This is a genomic window from Micromonospora sp. NPDC092111 (assembly GCF_044755745.1).
In the GTDB taxonomy this organism is placed as follows: domain Bacteria; phylum Actinomycetota; class Actinomycetes; order Mycobacteriales; family Micromonosporaceae; genus Micromonospora.
Map to the genome: position 1 here is coordinate 102,777 of NZ_JBIVRQ010000010.1, position 17,418 is coordinate 120,194.

The 17,418-nt window shown below is 73.2% G+C and carries 14 protein-coding genes and 2 tRNA genes; 5 read left to right on the forward strand and 11 right to left on the reverse strand.

Translation table 11 applies throughout. From position 1 onward, the window contains the following. The first annotated feature begins 95 nt into the window (after positions 1–95). A complete protein-coding gene (locus ACIQG9_RS20015) occupies positions 96–1,427 on the forward strand; it encodes an ABC transporter substrate-binding protein (protein WP_400404408.1) in 1,332 nt (443 codons plus the stop codon). Positions 1,428–1,431: 4 nt separating this feature from the next. On the opposite strand, the gene ACIQG9_RS20020 is transcribed toward ACIQG9_RS20015, so the two are convergent. From ACIQG9_RS20020 to ACIQG9_RS20045, 6 genes are all read right to left on the reverse strand, one after another. Then, the gene (locus tag ACIQG9_RS20020) at positions 1,432–1,683 is read right to left on the reverse strand and encodes a hypothetical protein (RefSeq protein WP_400404411.1); all 252 of its coding nucleotides are present in this window, start codon (positions 1,681–1,683) and stop codon (positions 1,432–1,434) included. Between the two features lie 121 nt (positions 1,684–1,804). After that, positions 1,805–1,878 (reverse strand) — tRNA-Met (locus tag ACIQG9_RS20025). Between the two features lie 14 nt (positions 1,879–1,892). Next, a complete protein-coding gene (locus ACIQG9_RS20030) occupies positions 1,893–2,027 on the reverse strand; it encodes a hypothetical protein (protein ID WP_400404412.1) in 135 nt (44 codons plus the stop codon). Positions 2,028–2,198: 171 nt separating this feature from the next. Beyond that, positions 2,199–2,275 (reverse strand) — tRNA-Met (locus ACIQG9_RS20035). A gap of 244 nt (positions 2,276–2,519) precedes the next feature. Next, positions 2,520–5,492 carry a UPF0182 family protein gene (locus tag ACIQG9_RS20040; protein WP_400404414.1) on the reverse strand — a complete coding sequence of 991 codons (2,973 nt, stop codon included), beginning with the start codon at positions 5,490–5,492 and terminating at the stop codon, positions 2,520–2,522. Positions 5,493–5,619: 127 nt separating this feature from the next. Then, complete coding sequence (locus ACIQG9_RS20045; RefSeq protein WP_400404416.1) at positions 5,620–6,633, reverse strand: PDZ domain-containing protein; 1,014 nt, start codon at positions 6,631–6,633, stop codon at positions 5,620–5,622. Positions 6,634–6,746: 113 nt separating this feature from the next. Between ACIQG9_RS20045 and ACIQG9_RS20050 the strand changes: the two genes are divergently transcribed. Next, positions 6,747–8,045 carry a zinc-dependent metalloprotease gene (locus tag ACIQG9_RS20050; protein WP_400404417.1) on the forward strand — a complete coding sequence of 433 codons (1,299 nt, stop codon included), beginning with the start codon at positions 6,747–6,749 and terminating at the stop codon, positions 8,043–8,045. Positions 8,046–8,295: 250 nt separating this feature from the next. Here ACIQG9_RS20050 and ACIQG9_RS20055 read toward each other — a convergent pair whose 3' ends face one another. Next, positions 8,296–8,898: a hypothetical protein gene (locus ACIQG9_RS20055; protein WP_400404420.1), complete on the reverse strand. Its 603-nt coding sequence runs from the start codon at positions 8,896–8,898 to the stop codon at positions 8,296–8,298. A 565-nt stretch (positions 8,899–9,463) separates the two neighbouring features. Beyond that, complete coding sequence (locus ACIQG9_RS20060) at positions 9,464–9,994, reverse strand: M48 family metallopeptidase (protein WP_400404423.1); 531 nt, start codon at positions 9,992–9,994, stop codon at positions 9,464–9,466. Between the two features lie 514 nt (positions 9,995–10,508). On the opposite strand from ACIQG9_RS20060, the gene ACIQG9_RS20065 reads away from it, so the two are divergent. The 3 genes from ACIQG9_RS20065 (at position 10,509) to ACIQG9_RS20075 (ending at position 14,020) form a co-directional block, all read left to right on the forward strand. Beyond that, a complete protein-coding gene (locus ACIQG9_RS20065; RefSeq protein ID WP_007464795.1) occupies positions 10,509–10,676 on the forward strand; it encodes a DUF5679 domain-containing protein in 168 nt (55 codons plus the stop codon). Positions 10,677–11,546: 870 nt separating this feature from the next. Next, a complete protein-coding gene (locus tag ACIQG9_RS20070; protein WP_400404640.1) occupies positions 11,547–12,578 on the forward strand; it encodes a hypothetical protein in 1,032 nt (343 codons plus the stop codon). 110 nt (positions 12,579–12,688) lie between these two features. Continuing rightward, positions 12,689–14,020, forward strand: a complete 1,332-nt coding sequence (locus ACIQG9_RS20075; protein ID WP_400404426.1) for an ABC1 kinase family protein — start codon at positions 12,689–12,691, stop codon at positions 14,018–14,020. 300 nt (positions 14,021–14,320) lie between these two features. On the opposite strand, the gene ACIQG9_RS20080 is transcribed toward ACIQG9_RS20075, so the two are convergent. The 3 genes from ACIQG9_RS20080 to ACIQG9_RS20090 all read right to left on the reverse strand — a co-directional run bounded on the left by ACIQG9_RS20080 (position 14,321) and on the right by ACIQG9_RS20090 (position 17,363). Further along, positions 14,321–14,686: a WhiB family transcriptional regulator gene (locus ACIQG9_RS20080; protein ID WP_400404428.1), complete on the reverse strand. Its 366-nt coding sequence runs from the start codon at positions 14,684–14,686 to the stop codon at positions 14,321–14,323. A gap of 132 nt (positions 14,687–14,818) precedes the next feature. After that, positions 14,819–15,076, reverse strand: coding sequence for a hypothetical protein (locus ACIQG9_RS20085; RefSeq protein ID WP_400404430.1), 258 nt, complete (start codon positions 15,074–15,076; stop codon positions 14,819–14,821). Positions 15,077–15,200: 124 nt separating this feature from the next. After that, complete coding sequence (locus tag ACIQG9_RS20090; protein WP_400404432.1) at positions 15,201–17,363, reverse strand: ATP-dependent DNA helicase UvrD2; 2,163 nt, start codon at positions 17,361–17,363, stop codon at positions 15,201–15,203. Between the last annotated feature and the right edge of the window lie 55 nt (positions 17,364–17,418).

A 17,418-nucleotide genomic window follows, 5' to 3' on the forward strand; every position in this document is an offset into this window, starting at 1 on the left:
GGCCGGCGTCCGGCCGGCCGACCGGCCGTTGACACCCGGCGGCGCGGCCTGCGTGAATGGTCCGGCTGCCGCACCACCTGTCCCAGGAGCACCCGTTGTCCGTTGTCCGTTCCCCGCTCGCCCGGTCCGGTGCCGATCCGGCCCGGCGGCGGCTGCTCGGCGCCCTCCTCGGTCTGCCGGTGCTCGCCACCGGTGTGCTCAGCGGGTGCGGCGTCGAGGAGGCGGCACCGGTGCGGGACGGCCCGGTCGAGCTGTCGGTCTTCTGGTACGGCGGCACCCGTCGGGCGGAGGCCACCGAACGGGCGCTGCGGCTCTATTCGGCCCGCAATCCGCTGGTCACGTTCCGGGTGACCTGGCAGGGGCTGGGCGGCTACTACGACCGGCTCGCCACCCAGGCCGGCGGCGGCAACGTGCCCGACCTGTTCCAGGTCGACGACTCGATGCTCACCGAGTACGCCCAGCGGGGCATCGCCCTCGACCTGGGCGGATTCGTCGACGACGGCCGGATCAACCTCGGCACCCTGCCGCCGGGCCTGGTGGACTACAGCAGGGTCGACGGCCGTATCTACGGCGTCCCGGCCGCGCAGACCCACGCGGCGGTGGTCTACAACCGGGACCTGCTCCGCCAGCTCGACGTCGCCGAGCCGGAGACCGGGATGACCTGGTCGGACTACCTGAGCTGGGCCGCCCGGGTGACCCGGGCCAGCGGCGGTCGGGTCGCCGGAACGATGGACCCGTCCGGGGACCACCGGGCGCTCTGGCTCTGGCTACGCGGGCTGGGCACCAAGTTCTACCAGGGCCGGCAGTTGGGCTTCAGCTCCGCGGCGCTGCTGGACTGGTTCGAGTTCTGGGAGCGGGCGCGCAGCGAGCGGGCCACCCCGGCCGCCGCCCTGGTCGACCGGGCCGACGGCGGTGACCCGGCGAAGCAACTGGTGGTCACCGGGCACACGGCCGCCTCGTTCGCCTGGTCGCACCAGTTCCCCGAGCTCCAGCGCTACTCCGACGACGAGCTGGCCCTGGTCGGCCTGCCCGGCCCCCGGGCCGCCCAGTGGGACCGGGCCTCGATGTACTGGTCGGGATTCCACGGCACCCGCCACCCGGGGGTGGTCGCCAACGTGGTCAACTTCCTGACCACGAGCGTGGACGTGGGCCGACTGCTCGGCACCGAGCGGGGGCTGGCGGCCAGTCTCACCGTGCGGCAGGCGGTCACCCAGACGCTCGACGACCCGCTGGCCGAGCGCGTCGCCGCCCTCGGCGAGGCGCTGCACCAGCAGGTCGGGCCGGCGCCCGCGCCGCCGCCTAAGGGGCACGCCGAGGTGCGTACCCTGCTCGCCGAGGCGGCCCGGAGCATCCGCTCGGGACGCTCCGGGGCACGGGCGGCGACCTCGCAGTTCATGGCCCAGGCGCAGGCCGCCCTGGCCCGCTGACCGGTCAGCGGGGCGGACGGTTGCGCCGGTTGCGGGTCAGGAGAACCACCAGCAGGACGATGCCACCGACGACCACCAGGCAGCAGAGCAGCCCGATGACGCCGAATCCGCCGCCCCTCGACCGCCGGCGGGCGGCCTCCACCACCAGCTCGCCGGTGCCGGTGGACGCCCAGGCGGCGACCGGCACGAAGACCGAGAGCACCACCGCACCGAGGACCGTGCTCAGCCGGCCCCACCACTTGTTCCCAGTAGACATGCCCCCATCCTGACCGAGGGAGGCAACTCCGGCACGCCGGACGCCGGGACCGGCCGGGTACGGCCAATGGGTCCGGTAACGGAGAAAGGCCCCGGAGCGAACTCCGGGGCCTTTCGTGCAGTAGCGGGGACAGGATTTGAACCTGCGACCTCTGGGTTATGAGCCCAGCGAGCTACCGAGCTGCTCCACCCCGCGTCGGCCCCATAAGCCTAACCCATCCTCGCCGGGGAGATCAGCGGGGTCCCCGATCCGGCGTACGCCCAGCTCAGCGGCGGTGGCGCACCGCCGCTGAGCGGCTTGCGGCCCGGCCGGCCCTCCACCGCCGTGGACACCTCGGGCTGCACCCGCCCCACCGCCCGCCCGCCGCAGTCGGTGGTGGCCCCGGTACGGCCTCGGCAACCTGACGCGCCTCGGACCGGCGCTCGCGGGGTAGCGCCGACACCGACGGACCAGGCCGGGTAACAAGCAGAAGCCCGACCCCATGATCTGGGACCGGGCTTCTGCTTGCACTTCCGTGGTAGCGGGGACAGGATTTGAACCTGCGACCTCTGGGTTATGAGCCCAGCGAGCTACCGAGCTGCTCCACCCCGCGTCGGCCCGCTAACCGTAGCGCACCGACCCCCGGACCTGCAAAACGGGCCCGGGGCGGCCCGCGCGGACCGGCCGGCACCGGTCCTCATCGGACGGATCGCCCGGTGCCGACGGGGTACCCGGCAGCACCGACGCGTCGCCGGCACCGCTGAGCAGCCGCTGCCGGATGAGGTCGGAGAAACGACAGCGCCCACGACCCGTACGGATCGTGGGCGCTGTCGACGGGTCGGTCCCCGCGCGGCGGGTCAGCCGGTCGGGGTGGGCGACGGCGTGCCGGACGGGCTGCCGCTGGGCGTCGGGGCACCCGGCGTGGCACCCTGCTGGGCCTGCTGGAACGCGGTGATCGCCTCGTCCAGCGCCTTGAGCGCCCGGCCGTACCGCTCGAAGTCACCGGACGTCTGCGCGGCCTTGACCTCGGTGATCGCCGTCTGCACCCGCTGCGCGGCGGCGGCCAGCTCACCGGTGAGCGGCGGCGGGTTGTCCGCACCGGACGGCGGTGGGGTGGGGGTGGACGGCGGCGGCGGGGTGGTGGTGCCCTGCCCGGCCCGCTTGCCCTGCTCGACGAGCTGCTTGATGCCGTCGGTGACGTTGTTGGCCAGCACCACGTACGAGCCGCCGTCGCCGTACGACAGGAGCACCTTCTGCAACAGCGGGTACGCGTCCTGCTGGTTGCTCTTGACGTAGACCGGCTCGACGTAGAGCATCCCGTCGCCGAACGGCAGCGACAGCAGGTTGCCGTACTGCACCTGGGCCTGGTTGGAGGAGAGCAGGTTCAGCTCGGTCCGGATGGTGGCGTTGTTGGTCATCTGCTGGTGCACCTGCACCGGCCCGGAGATCCGGGTCTGGTCCGGCAGCTCCAGCACCTCCAGCTTCGGCCGTCCGTCGACGTACGACCCGGAGATCAGCGCGGCGAGGTTCTGCCGCCCGTTCGGGGTGACCGCCGAGGTGAGCTGGAAGCGCGGCGCGTCCTGGCCGGGGAACTGGGTGAACAGGTAGTACGGCGGCTGCTTCTGCCCGCTGTCCGGCGCGTCCGGCACGTTCGGGACCTGCCAGAAGTCCTGACCGGAGTAGAAGTCGCCCGGGTTGGTCACGTGGAACTTGGTGAGCAGGTTGCGCTGCACCTTGAACATGTCGGCCGGGTAGCGGAAGTGCGCGGCCAGGTCCGCCGGGATGGCGGTCTTCGGCAGCACCAGGTCACCGCCGAACGCCTTGTTCCACGCCTTGAGCACCGGGTCGCCGTCGTCGAACTCGTAGAGCCGGACCGTGCCGTCGTACGCGTCGACGGTGGCCTTCACCGAGTTGCGCATGTAGTTGACGTTCTCCCGGGCGAGCTGGAAGGTGCCCCGGTTGGTCAGCTCGTCGGTGGTCTCCTGCTGGAGGTTGATCCGCTCGGCGTACGGGTAGGTCGCCGACGTGGTGTAGCCGTCGATGATCCACTGGACCCGGCCGCCCACCACCGCCGGGTACGGGTCGCCGTCCAGGGTGAGGAACGGGGCGACCTTCTCCACCCGGTCCCGGGGGTTGCGCACGTACAGCAGCTTGGAGTTGTCGTTGACCGCCTCGGAGAGCAGGAAGTTCGACTCCTGCTCCTTGATCGAGTAGAGCAGCCGTCGGGTGAACGAGCCGATCTCGACGCCGCCCGCACCGGTGTAGGTGTAGTACTGCTCGCCACCGGTGGTCGGGGTGGGCCGGTCGAACTCGGCGTTCTTGCCCTCCTCGGCCTGCCCGACGATGGCGTAGTCGTCGGCCTGCATCCGCTCGCCGTAGTAGATCCGCGGCTGGCTGGCCGGGATCTGCTCGGCCTGCGAGGAGCACGCCTCCTGCGCCTTCTCGCCGAGGAAGCCGGAGACGAAGTACGGCTGCCCGCCGCAGACCACCTGGTTGGCCGGGGCCGCGACCAGGCCGTAACCGTGAGTGTAGACGGTGTGCCGGTTGATCCAGTTGTTCTGCTGGTCGGTCAGCTCGCCGTAGTTGATCTCACGGACGCCGACCACGTAGTCGGAGGTCTTGTTCTCCACCGAGTACCGGTCGATGTCCAGCTTGGGGCCGAAGTCGTAGAAACCCCGGACCTGCTGGAGCTGGGTGTACGTCTCGGAGACCAGTTGCGGGTCGAGCAGCCGGACGTTCGGCACCACCGCGGTGTCGGTGGCCAGGCTGGCCGGTGGCACCAGGTTGCTCGCCGCGTACGCCTCGGTCTGCACCGTGGTGAGGCCGAACGCGGCGCGGGTCGCGTCGATGCTGCGCTGGATGTACGGGGCCTCCTTGTCCCGGGCGCTCGGCTTGACCTCGAAGGTCTGCACCGCCCACGGGTAGATGCCGCCGATCGCGACGGCGGAGACACCGAGCAGGGCCAGCGAGATGCCCGGCCAGACCAGGTTCCGCATCACCGCGTTGGAGAAGACGATGATGGCGATGGCCACCACCACCGAGATGTACGCCAGGATCTCCTTGGCCGGCAGCAACGCGTTGACGTCGGCGTAGCCGGCGCCGTACAGCTTGGCGCCCTCGTTGTACTCCAGCAGCATGGCCCGCCGGTCCAGCACGTACGCGACCGCCTTGAGCAGCACGAAGACCGCGACCAGGGTGCTGAGGTGGGCCCGCGCGGCGTTGGTCATCCGATCGCCGACGCCCTGCAACCGCACCCCGCCGAAGATGTAGTGCACGGCCAGGGCGCCGAGCAGGGCGAGCACCACGGCGGTGAAGCCCACCCCGAGCAGGTAGCGCCAGAACGGGAGCTGGAAGACGTAGAACCCGACGTCCACCCCGAACTCCGGGTCCTTGACGCCGAAGTCGCCGCCGTTGCGGAAGAGCAGCCACTGGCTCCACCGGCCCTGCGCGGAGAGCCCGGCGAAGAGGCCGAGCACGGCGGCGGTCAGGCTGATCCAGGTGCCGATCCGGGGGCTGAGCAGCATCCGGTACCGCTCCAGGGTGGCCTGCTCCAGCGAGTGCGGGCGCAGCTTCGGCCGCAGCCGGTGCGCCAGCCAGAGGTTCCCGCCGACGAACGCGGCCAGGCCGAGCCCGACGGCGAGGAAGAGCACCAGCCGGGTGACCAGCACGCCCGAGAAGACCTGGGTGTACCGCACCTCGTCGAACCAGAGCCAGTCGGTCCACGCCTGGACGCCCCAGCCGAGCAGGGTGAAGAGCACGAACACCCCGACCAGGACCCCGATGGTGACGCGTCCGCGCCGGCTCATCCTCGGCAGGGGGCTGCTACGCATGACCACTGTTTGGCTCCGCACGCTCGATGTGATCGGCTCCGGACAGGCACCCAGAGTACGGGGTGTTCCTGAACGTGTCGGGTCAGGTCACGCCGGGCTGCCCGGCGCTGCCGCCGCGGACCCGGCCTCAGCAGCGGGTCGGCTGTCCCCCGGCGCGCAGCGTGTCCAACGCGGTCAATGCCTCGTCGAGCGAGCCGACCTTGAGCATGGGCAGGCCGGGCTGCGGGTTGCGGACCGCCTCGGCACAGTTGTCGGCGGGGACCAGGAACACCTTCGCGCCGGCCTTCTTGGCACCGACCAGCTTTTGCGCGATGCCGCCGATCGGGCCGACCCGGCCCTCGTCGTCGATGGTGCCGGTACCGGCGATGACCTTCCCGCCGGTGAGGTCCTCCGGCTTGAGCTTGTCGATGATGCCGAGGGCGAACATCAGCCCGGCGCTCGGGCCGCCGATGTCGGTCAGGTCGATCTTCAGGGTGAACGGGTGCGGCTGCCGCTGGTCGGGCACCAACCCGATGCGCGGCCGGCCGTCCTGCTCCCGGCTGGTCACGGTGGCAGTGCCGGGGGCGCCGTCCCGGACGTACCCGATCGCCAGCGCGGTGCCGGCGGGCTTGCCCCGGACCAGCTCGACCAGCCTGGTCGCGGAGGTCACCCTGGCCCCGTCGACCGTGGTGATCACGTCGCCGGCCTTCAGCGCGCCGGCCGCCGGCCCGTCTGCGGCCACCTCCTTGGCCACCACCTCGACCGGGTAGCCGAGCTTGGTCAGCGCGGCGGTCTCGGCGCTGCTCTGCGAGTTCTGGAAGTCCTCGGCGTTGCGCTTCTCCACCTCCTCCTGGCTCTCCCCCGGCGGGTAGACCAGCTCGCGCGGCACCACCGCCTCGTCCTTCGACAGCCAGCCGACGATCGCCGCGCGCAGCTTCACCGTCGGCTGCACGCCGACCGTCGTCATCCGGAGCTGGCCGGCGGAGGTGGACGTCGCCCGGCCGGTGACCTGGATGACCTCCCTGCCGTCCGAGGTGCCGAGGGTGTTCACCGTCGGCCCGGGGCCGAGCACCACGTACGGGATGGGCGCGCCGAGCACGCCGATGCTGAGCAGGGTGGTCAGCAGAGCACCGAGGAGGACGGTCACGCCACGACGTCTCATGCGGCAGAGCGTACCGACCGCCGGGGCCGGCTCCGGCGGGCTGCGGCGGACTTCGCCCTCAGCGCAACGCCAGCGGCGGCTACCTGGGGCGCGGCGCGCGTACCGTAGACGTCGTGCCTGATATTCCGTTCGGTTTCGCGCTCCCGGGTGGGCAACCACCAGACCCCAACGATCCCGCGCAGATGCAGCAGTTCATGTCGCAGTTGCAGCACCTGCTCTCCGCGCCGGGCAGCGGGCCGGTCAACTGGGACCTGGCCCGGCAGGTGGCCGCCAGTCAGCTCGCGGCCACGGGTGACCCCATGGCGTCCCCGTACGAGCGGCACGCCGTGGAGGAGGCGCTGCGGCTGGCCGACCTCTGGCTGGAGCCGGTGTCGGCCTGGCCGACCGGTATCCGCACCTCGGTGGCCTGGAACCGGAACGAGTGGATCTACAAGACGCTGGACGTCTGGCGCAAGCTCTGCGACCCGGTGGCCAGCCGGATGGTCGGCGCGATGGGCGACCTGGTGCCGCCGGAGGCGCGCGCCCAGCTCGGCCCGATGCAGTCGATGGTCGCCACGCTGGGCGGGGCGCTCTTCGGCGGCCAGCTCGGCCAGGCCCTCGGTCAGCTCGCCGCCGAGGTGCTCTCCGCCGGTGACATCGGCCTGCCGCTCGGCCCGGCCGGCACCGCCGCGCTGATCCCGGCCAACATCCGGGTGTACGGCGAGGGCCTGGAGCTGCCCGAGGACGAGGTACGCCTCTACGTCGCCCTGCGCGAGGCGGCCCACCAGCGGCTCTTCGAGCACGTCCCGTGGCTGCGCGGCCACGTGCTGACTGCGGTGGAGAACTACGCGTCCGGCATCCGGGTCAACCGGGAGGCGATCGAGGAGGCGATGGGCCGGGTCGACCCGACCGACCCGGAGTCGATGCAGGCGATCGCCCTGGAGGGGATCTTCACGCCGGAGGACACGCCGGCGCAGAAGGCGTCCCTGGCCCGGCTGGAGACCGTGCTCGCGCTGGTCGAGGGCTGGGTCTGCCACGTGGTGGACAACGCCGCCGCCGACCGGCTGCCCAACGTGGTCCGCCTCGGCGAGGCGTTCCGCCGCCGCCGGGCCGCCGGCGGGCCCGCCGAGCAGACGTTCGCCGCCCTGGTCGGGCTGGAGCTGCGCCCGCGTCGGCTGCGCGAGGCGTCGGCGCTCTGGGCGGCGCTGACCGAGCACCGGGGCATCGCCGGCCGGGACGCGGTCTGGGGCCACCCCGACCTGCTCCCCTCGGACGAGGACTTCGCCGACCCGGTGGCGTTCGCGACCACCTCGGCGGATCTCGACGACGAGTTGGCGAACTTCGACTTCACCGCGCCCGGCGGCCCCGAGGAGCAGGCCCCGGGCAGCGGGCCCCGCCCCGACGACACCGACGGGGACACCGGCCGGTCCTGACCGTCGCCACGCCCGGTCGGGCACCTTGGCGACGCCCGGTCGGGCACCTTGGTTTTCCGGGCGGGGCACCTCGGCGACGCCGACCGGGCACCTTGGTGATCCGGCACGGCTCGGTCAGGTGGAGCGGTCAGCACCCGGCCGGGGTGGACACCGCGCCTACCGGGCCGGCGGGTGGGTGGTGGGTGGCGACCGGGTGCGGCCGATGCCCCGGCCCGGGGCGCGGGCGGCGGCGCAGCGGTCGGTGAACCGGTCAGACAGGCCGGCCGGTGAGCAGGGCTCGGGTCGCCTCCCAGCCTTCGACGGCCGGGTCGAGGGCGGCCAGATCGGCCGGGCCGCGCAGCCGGTGCCAGCCGGGCGTGACCGCCACCTCGGCCGGGGCCGGGGCCGCCCGCCGGAGATCCGCCGGCCCCGCGCTGTCCAGGTCCACCGCCGGCAACCAGTCGGGTACGGGCAACCGCGACGCCACGCCGAGCAGCCCGGGGCCGCCGCCCTCGACGGGAGCGACGGCGACGGGCCGGCTGGTCAGCGGCCGGAGCAGCTTGCCGAGGGTGAGCCCGGGCAGGTCCGGGGCGTCGGCGGCGACCACGGCCGCCTGGTCGTACCCGTCGAGGGCGGCCAGTACCGCCGTAATGGTGGGTTCGGCCACCTGGTGCACGACGGTGCCCGGCCAGACCACCGCGTCGGCGAGCCAGCGGTCCGCCGGGGTCACCGCGACCGCCGTCTCCACCTCGGCGAGGGTGGCGAGCAGGTCCACCAGGTCCTCGGCCAGCGCGGTGCGCCAGTCCTTCAGGTCGATCCCGGGTGGCGACCAGGCCACCGGACCGAGCAACGCCACCACCACACGTCGGGCCATCCCCCGACCCTAGTGCGCGCCCCACCCCACCCGCCCAGCCCCGGCCCTTCAGCCGCCAAGCCCCGGTCGCCGAGCCCCGGTCGCCAAGCCCCGGTCGCCAAGCCCCGGTCGCCGAGCCCCGGTCGCCGAGCCCCGGTCGCCGAGTTCTGGTCGCCGAGTTCTGGTCGCCGAGCCCTGGGCCCGAGCTCGGGCGACAGGGCCGGGCTAGGGACTACGGGCGACGGCAATGGGGCCGGGCGACGGGCGACGGGCACGGGCAACGGGCGACGGGCGACGGGCGACGGGCGACGGGCGGTGATCGACTCCGCTTCGGCGATGTGGCGGTGTCCAGGGCCCGTCGACACCGCCACATCCGTGAAACGGAGTCGATCACAAGCATTGGCCCACGCCCGGTGGCGTGCTGTTCGCGAACTGCACCGGTCTGCCGGTCACCCGCTTTGCGGCGGAGTCAGCCGGGGACGGGACGGCAGGGTCAGCCGGGACAGGGACAGCGGAGGCGGCCAGGGACACAGACGACGGAGTCAGCCGGGGACGGCGGACTCAGCCGCAGGCGGGGACGGCGGGGTCAGCCGGGGACGGGGACGGCGGAGGCGGAGGCGACGCCCTCCAGGTAGCCGCGAGCCCGTTCGGTCTTGGCGTACCGGCCGACGAGGGCCCAGAAGCGGGCGTTGTGGCTCGGCACGATGAGGTGCGCCAACTCGTGCAGCAGCACGTAGTCGAGCACCCAGTCGGGCATGTCCTGGAGCCGGTGCGAGATGCGGATGGTCCGGTCGGCGGGGGTGCAGGAACCCCACCGGCCGTTCTGGTTGGTGACCCAACGGACGCTGGCCGGCATGGCGTCGCCGCCCTGGTCGGCCAGGTACAGGTTGATCAGGCGGAGTGCCCGGTCGAGCAGTTCGGTGTCGTTGCGGGCCAGCCGACCCTCGCGGGCGGCGAGCCGGGCGAGCATCCGGTCGACCCACTCGCTCTCCTCGGCCCGGGAGAACTGGTCCGGGATGAGCACCACGACCCGTTCACCGTCGCGGTAGGCGGACACCGTACGTCGCCGGCGCTGGCTGCGCCGTACCTCGACGACCGGCTTCCGCGCCCCTGCCATCAGTGGGCCGCGCAGCCGTGGTTTCCTGCCACGAAGGAAAGCTAATGCGTACTGACCAGGGGTCCGCAAGGGTCAACACCCCGACACGCGCCCGGAAAATGGTGGTTGGTCGCGAGGAGTCCCGAAAAAAACTGCGGGTGACCATGACGGCCGACCCTCGTCACCCTTCGTGGCCGCCCGGACGGCCGTACCCCACCATCGCCTCCACGGTAGGTGATCGCCCCGGGCTGCGTCGCCGCACCCCCGTCCGGGGGACCCTCTGCGGGGCTTTGCCCGGCGTGTCCCCGGCAAACTCACTTATCCCGCCTATTTCGGCATGCACACTCTCGACGTCGACTTGCTCACAGTGTCGATGCACAGCTGACATGGAACCGCCCAGAGCTGGGTAGGGTCCGCCAACCAGTGGTCACGTGGGTGACCACGGAGAAAGACCCAGCGCCGGCGCCCCGCGTGGCCCGCCGCCGGGAGACCCGCCGGGCCGGCGTGCCCGGCGGACGAGACGAGGAGGGCTACCGTGGCCGACCAGGCCCAGACCTACAACGGTTACTGCGTGAAGTGCAAGGAGAAGCGGGACTTCGAGGGGCACGTCGAGGTCTCGAAGACCGGGATGAACATGGCCAAGGGCAAGTGTCCGGTGTGCGGCACAACAGTGAACCGCATCCTGGGCAAGGCCAAGGTCTGACCCGTTCGGGTGCCGCGGGGGAGGGGTGGCCGACTGGCCGCCCCTCCCCCGCCCCGTTCCGGCCCGCCCCCGGCCACCCCGCCCCGTACCACCCCGCCCCGTACCACCCCGCCCCGTACCGGCCCGCCCCGTACCGGCCGCCCTGTACCGGCCGCCCCGTACCGGCCGCTCCGTACCGTTCCGAACGTTCCGTTCCGAACGTCCCTGTTCCGGCCGCCCTCCCGCCCCGGCCTGGACGCCAGGCGACGAGGTCGACCGGCCTGCCACCGGGTGCCCGGCATCCGGGTGCCCCGGATGCCGGGGGCCGGATGCCGGGGGCCGGGGGCCGGATGCCGGGGGCCGGGGGCCGGGCGCCGGGGGCCGGGGGCCGGGCGCCGGGCGCCGGGGGCCGGGGGCCATCCATCCCGGCCGACTGTCGGGTGCCTGACAGGGTTACCGCCGAGTTGTGGATATCCCACCAAAGCCTGTGGACAACGCTGGACGCAGCGCTGCGCACCTGTGGACAACGATCGACGGACAGCACGGACTCGGTCACGATTCGTCGTCATGAGCCTGTCCCAACACCCAGGGCCCCACCCCACCCGGTGCCGCCCAGCGCCACCCCATGCCACCCCGCCCCGCACAACCCCGCCCCATGCCACCCCGCCCCGCACAACCCCGTCCCACGCAGCGCCGCCCCGCACAATCCCGTCCCACGCAGCGCCGCCGACCCCACCCGCGCCACCCCACTCAACGCCACCCCAACCCGCGCCGTACCGCTCAGCCCCAGCCCACGCCGCACCACCCCAACCCGCGCCACCCCAACCCGCGCCGTACCGCTCAGCGCCAGCCCACGCCGCACCACCCCAACCCGCGCCGTCCCGCGCGGCGCTGTCCCGGCCCACCCTGCTGCCCGGTCTGACCCGACTCTGGCGCGACCGGCACACCCTGCAACTCGGCCTGACCCCGGGCCGGGCCGTCCTGCTGGAGGTGGCCAACCCGCGCGCCATCCGGCTGCTCGACCTGCTCGACGGCAGCCGTAGCGAACGTCTCGTCCTCGCCGACGCGGCGGAGGCGCAGCTCGACCCGGGCGAGGCCCGCGGGCTGATGGACGCGCTGCGCGCCGCCGGGCTGGTCGTACCCGCGCACACCCTGCTGCCCCGCGAGCTGACCGGCCCGGAGCGGGCCCGGCTCGCCGCGGAGGCCGGGGCGTTGTCCCTGGCCGCGCCGGTGCTGCCCGGCACCCCGGCCCAGGTGCTCCGTCGGCGGCGCGCGGCGCGGGTGGTGGTCACCGGGTCGGGCCGGCTCGGCGCACCGGTCGCCGTCGCGCTGGCCCAGGCCGGGGTCGGTCACGTGGCCGCCGACCTGCCCGGCCCGGTGCAGCCGGCCGACCTGGTCGGCACCGGACTGGCCGCGACCGACGTCGGGAGTCCGCTGGCCGACGCGGTCCGGGCCGTGATCGAGCGCGCCGCTCCGGGTACCCGCGGCCGTTCCGGCGGGCGGAGCCGGGTGGAACTGGTGGTGCACCTGGGCGCGGACCGGCCGGCGGCGCTGCTCGCCGCCGGCTACGCCCGCCGTCGCCAGCCGCACCTGCTGCTCGCCGTCCGGGAGGGGGTGCCGGTGGTCGGCCCCCTGGTCCGGCCGCCGGTCGGCCCCTGCCTGCACTGTCTCGACCTGCACCGCACCGACCGCGACCCGGGCTGGCCCGGGCTGGCCGCCCAGCTCGCCGCCGGTCCGGTCGACCAGTCCTGCGGTACCGCGACCCTGCTCGCCGCCGCCGGGTACGCGGTGGCGGAGGCGCTGACCCACCTCGACGGCGGCACCCCGGAGACGCTCGGCTGCGCGGTGGAGATCGACGCGGCCGGCCGGTTCCGGCGTCGGGTCTGGGCCCCGCATCCGTCCTGCGCCTGCTCCGGCCGGTGACGGTGACCGGTCCCCGGACAGGGCGGTCATGCGGCGCGGAAGAGGGGTAGCGGGCACCGAGCCCGGCTTCGGAGCAACAGTGGGCCCTCGGAGTCGGTAACAATGACCGGGTGACCGACATCCCGCGCCGGGCCGTGTCCCGGACCGCCAAGCTCGCCGCTCTGCCGCTCGGCTTCGCCGGCCGGACCGTCCTCGGCATGGGAAAGCGCGTCACCGGCCTCGCCTCCGAGGTCATCTCCGCCGAGATCCAGCAACGCACCGCCGAGCAGCTCTTCAGCGTCCTCGGGCAGCTCAAGGGCGGGGCGATGAAGTTCGGCCAGGCGCTGTCGGTCTTCGAGGCGGCGCTGCCGGAGGAGATCGCCGCGCCCTACCGGCAGGCGTTGACGAAGCTTCAGGAGGCGGCCCCGCCGTTGCCCGTGGCGAGCGTGCACCGGGTCCTCGCCGAGCAGCTCGGCCCGGACTGGCGGGACCGGTTCGTCTCCTTCGACGACACCCCGGCCGCGGCGGCGAGCATCGGCCAGGTGCACCGGGCGGTGTGGCGCGACCCGGAGACCGGCGTGTCCCGGGACGCCGCCGTCAAGATCCAGTATCCGGGTGCCGGGGACGCGCTGCTGGCGGACCTGAAGCAGCTCTCCCGGCTCGGCGGGATGTTCCGCGCCATCCAGCCCGGCCTGGACGTCAAGCCGCTCCTGGTCGAGCTGCGCGAACGGATCACCGAGGAACTCGACTACGAGTTGGAGGCCGAGTCCCAGCGCGCCTTCGCCGCCGCGTACGCCGGTGACCCGGAGATCTTCATCCCGGCGGTGCTCTCCGCGTCGCCCCGGGTGCTGGTGACCGAGTGGATCGAGGGGACACCGCTGGCGGAGATCATCCGGGAGGGCACCGAGGAGCAGCGGGACGCCGCCGGCCGGCTGATGGCGATCCTGCATCTGTCCGCCCCGCCCCGGGCCGGGCTGCTGCACGCCGACCCGCACCCGGGCAACTTCCGGCTGCTGCCCGACGGCCGGCTCGGCGTGATCGACTTCGGCGCGGTCGCCCGGATGCCGGAGGGCACGCCCGAGCCGATCGGCCGGCTCGCCGGGCTGGCCCTGCGCGGCGACGCCGACGCGGTGGTCGCCGGGCTGCGCGAGGAGGGGTTCGTCAGCCCCACCGAGCCGATCGACGCACCGGCGCTGCTGGACTACATCCGGCCGATGCTGGCCCCGGTCGCCGAGGAGGAGTTCCGGTTCACCCGGGCCTGGCTGCGGTCCGAGGCGACCCGACTGGCCAGCCCGAAGTCGCCGGCCTTCCAGCTCAGCCGGCAGCTCAACCTGCCGCCGTCGTACCTGCTCGTCCACCGGGTGACGCTGGGTTCGATCGGCGTGTTGTGCCAACTGGAGGCGAAGGCGCCGTACCGCGACATTCTGGAACGCTGGCTGCCCGGCTTCGCGCCGGTGGCCTGACGACGACGGCGGCGGGGGCGGTGACCGGATTCCGGTCACCGCCCCCGCGTATCGTTGGTGATCTAGAGAACGCCCAGGTCGCGGGCCGACTGGCTCCGGCTCTTCATCGCGACGGTACGGGCGGAACGGTGCGCCTCAGTGCTCGTGGTGGTACGACCGGCCTGAGGCCGGGGCATTCGAGCCCGGGACAACGCTTCGTGGAGTAGTTGCATCTCGGTTCCGTTCGGCAGGTGCAGCATCGGTGTCAGCTTTCTCGTGGCCGGTGGTCACCGGCGGTGGATGGAACGGATCGGGTGGGTGTCAGGCCGCCAGCCGGACCGCGTTGCGCGAGGTGGCCACACCACTGGCCGCCAGTCGCGCCTCGGCCTCGACCCGGAGCGCCGCGTCGCGGGCGAGGTCCTCCTTGCGCGGACGGCCACGGGGCCGCTTGCGCGGGACGACCGCGCCACGCTCGAAGATCTCGCCGCCCCAGACGCCCCACGGCTCGGCCCGCTCGACCGCGCCGGCCAGGCACTCGACGCGCAGCGGGCAGTCCCCGCAGAGCGACTTGGCCACTTCCAGCTCGGTGGGCGAGTCCGAGAACCACAGGTCGGGGTCGAACTTCCGGCAGGGCAGGTTCGCCTCCAGCTCGACGCTCACGTCGAGGGGGGCCAACGCCAGACTCATCTCCCGGTCACCTCTCTCTCACTTCGATCTCGTGGATCGCATTACCGACGTACTTCGGCAGGGCAAAAAACTGAGGCCGCGGATCCCGGTTATCGGGTTCCGCGGCCTCGAGGTGAGCCGGTGGTCTGGTGGTCAGACCGGTCTACCTCGAGGTGGAACGCCGCGGACATCCATGCGCTTCTTGGCGACATCGATGCCCAGACCCGTGAAGCCACTGGTCCCCTCGACTCCGGTGGTCGGTGCGACGGTCAGGTTCAGCTCGGCCTGAACCGGGACCTGGTGCACCTGCGGAATCGACGGTCGCGTGGCGGCAAGGGCCACCCGGACAGCCGACAGCGGAGCGTGGGTGGCTGGCATCGCCGCCGGACGCTCATAAGTGAAGATCCTCATTGGTGCCACCTCCCTCACGTTCCTCGTATCGGCTCGGACTCAACCCCCGTGAGCAGCCGGAATGGCGCCGCTCGCGAGGTGTGTCCTGAGGCTATTCCTCGCCCCGGGGCGAGGGCAAACGAATTTACGACGAGATTTCGAAAGTTTTCTCCGGGGCGATGTCGTCCACCGCCGCGCCGTCCACCAACGCCAGGACCGCCTCGCCGTACAGGCCGAGTTTGCGGGGGCCGATGCCGGCGATTGCGATCAACTCCTCGACCCGTCCGGGCCGCCGCTCGGCCAGCGCGGTCAGGGTGGCGTCGGTGAAGACCACGTACGCGGGGACCCTCTGCGCCCCGGCCACCCGGGCCCGCCAGTCGCACAGCCGCGCGTACAGGCCCTCGTCGAGGTCGGACGGGCAGGTGGGGCAGCGGCCCAGCTTGCGGTCCGGACCGGCGAGCAGGGTCGCGCCGCAGATCCGGCAGGAGATCACCTGGGTCCGCCGCCGTTCCACCGGCCGCCTGGTCCCGCCGGTCCCGGCCCGTTCGCCGCCGCCGGAGCGGTCGAGCTGGGGCAGGAAGCGGGACGGCCGCCGGGCCCGACCACCGGGCGAGCGGGCCGAGGCGTACGACAGCCAGAGCCACTCCCGCGCCCGGGTGATCCCGACGTACAGCAGCCGGCGCTCCTCCTCGACCTGCTCCGGGGTGCGGGCGTACGAGGTGGGCAGGGTGCCCTCGGAGAGGCCGACCAGGAAGACGGCGTCCCACTCCAGCCCCTTGGCCGAGTGCAGCGAGGCCAGGGTCACCCCGTCCACGGTCGGCACGTGCTGCTGGGCGGCCCGGCGGGCCAGTTCGTCGTTGAAGTCCGCCAGGGTGGCCGGGCGCTCCACCGCCGCCGCCTCGCCGATCGGCAGCACCTCGGGGGTGGCCGCGTACTCCTCGGCGAGTTGGACCAGCGCGGCGAGCGCCTCCCAGCGTTCCCGGGCGGCACCGCCGGGCGGGGCCGCGTCGGGCGCCCAGCCGACGGCGGCCAGCGCCTCCCGCACGGCGACGGGCAATGGGGTCTCGCCGGGGATGGACCGGGTGGCGGCGCGCAGCGCGATCATCGCCTGGCGTACCTCGGCCCGCTCGAAGAACCGCTCGGCGCCCTGCACCACGTAGGGCACGCCGGCCTCGGTCAACGCCTTCTCGTACGCCTCGGACTGGGCGTTGGTGCGGAACAGCACGGCGATCTCCTTCGCCGGGGTGCCCCCGTCGACCAGGGTCCGGCAGCGGGCCGCCACGGCGGTCGCCTCGGCCGGCTCGTCGGTGAAGATCCGCAGCTCCGGTTCGGGGCCGGGCGGGCGCTGCCCGTGCAGCTCCAGCCGGAGCCGGGCCTCGGTGCCCCGGGCCTGACTGATCACCGCGTTGGCCAGCCCGACCACCTGCGGGGTGGAGCGGTAGTCGCGGACCAGCCGGACCACGGTGGCGCCCCGGTGCCGGCGCGGGAAGTCGACCAGGTACGACGAGGTGGCCCCGGTGAACGAGTAGATGGTCTGGCTGGCGTCGCCGACCACGGTGAGGTCGTCCCGGCCGCCCAGCCAGGCGTCCAGCAGCCGCTGCTGGAGCGGGTTGACGTCCTGGTACTCGTCGACGACGAAGTGCCGGTACTGGCCGCGCACCTGCTCGGCGACGTCCCGGTGCTCCTCGATGCCCCACACGGCGGCGCGCAGCATGTCCTCGAAGTCGATCACCCCGGCGGAGCGTTTGAGCCGTTCGTACGCGGCGAAGACGTCGGCCACCTTCGTCGGCTCGTACGGCGTCTCGCGCAGCGCCTTGGCCGCGGCGACGACGTACTCCCCCGGCTCGACCAGCGACGACTTGGCCCATTCGATCTCGCCGGAGAGGTCGCGGGCGGCGGCCCGGTCGGCCCGCAGGCCGACCTTGGCGGCGGCCAGGGTGACCACCCGGACCTTGCTGTCCAGCAGCTCGGGCATGGCCCGGCCGTCGAGCAGCCGGGGGGCGAAGTAGCGCACCTGGCGCAGCGCGGCGGCGTGGAACGTCCGCGCCTGCACGCCCGGCACTCCGATCAGGGCGATGCGGTGGCGCATCTCGGCGGCGGCCCGGGCGGTGAAGGTGACCGCGAGCACGTGCCGGGGGGAGATCTCGCCGGCCAGCGCACGATGGGCGATCCGGGAGGTCACCGCGCGGGTCTTGCCGGTGCCGGCGCCGGCCAGGATGCAGACCGGGCCGGCCGGGGCGGTCACCGCCGACCGCTGTTCCGGATCCAGTCCGGCGAGCACGAGTTCCGCCGTCGAGTGAACCACCACAGCGAGGAATCATCTCAGCTCCGGCTGATGTTGCACCGGTTAGCCTGGCCTGACC

Coding starts and splice junctions, on each gene's coding strand:
- ACIQG9_RS20020 (WP_400404411.1), bottom strand. CDS start 1,683: ATGTCTACTGGGAACAAGTGGTGGGGCCGGCTGAGCACGGTCCTCGGT.
- ACIQG9_RS20040 (WP_400404414.1), bottom strand. CDS start 5,492: ATGCGTAGCAGCCCCCTGCCGAGGATGAGCCGGCGCGGACGCGTCACC.
- ACIQG9_RS20045 (WP_400404416.1), bottom strand. CDS start 6,633: ATGAGACGTCGTGGCGTGACCGTCCTCCTCGGTGCTCTGCTGACCACC.
- ACIQG9_RS20055 (WP_400404420.1), bottom strand. CDS start 8,898: ATGGCCCGACGTGTGGTGGTGGCGTTGCTCGGTCCGGTGGCCTGGTCG.
- ACIQG9_RS20060 (WP_400404423.1), bottom strand. CDS start 9,994: ATGGCAGGGGCGCGGAAGCCGGTCGTCGAGGTACGGCGCAGCCAGCGC.
- ACIQG9_RS20080 (WP_400404428.1), bottom strand. CDS start 14,686: ATGAGTCTGGCGTTGGCCCCCCTCGACGTGAGCGTCGAGCTGGAGGCG.
- ACIQG9_RS20085 (WP_400404430.1), bottom strand. CDS start 15,076: ATGAGGATCTTCACTTATGAGCGTCCGGCGGCGATGCCAGCCACCCAC.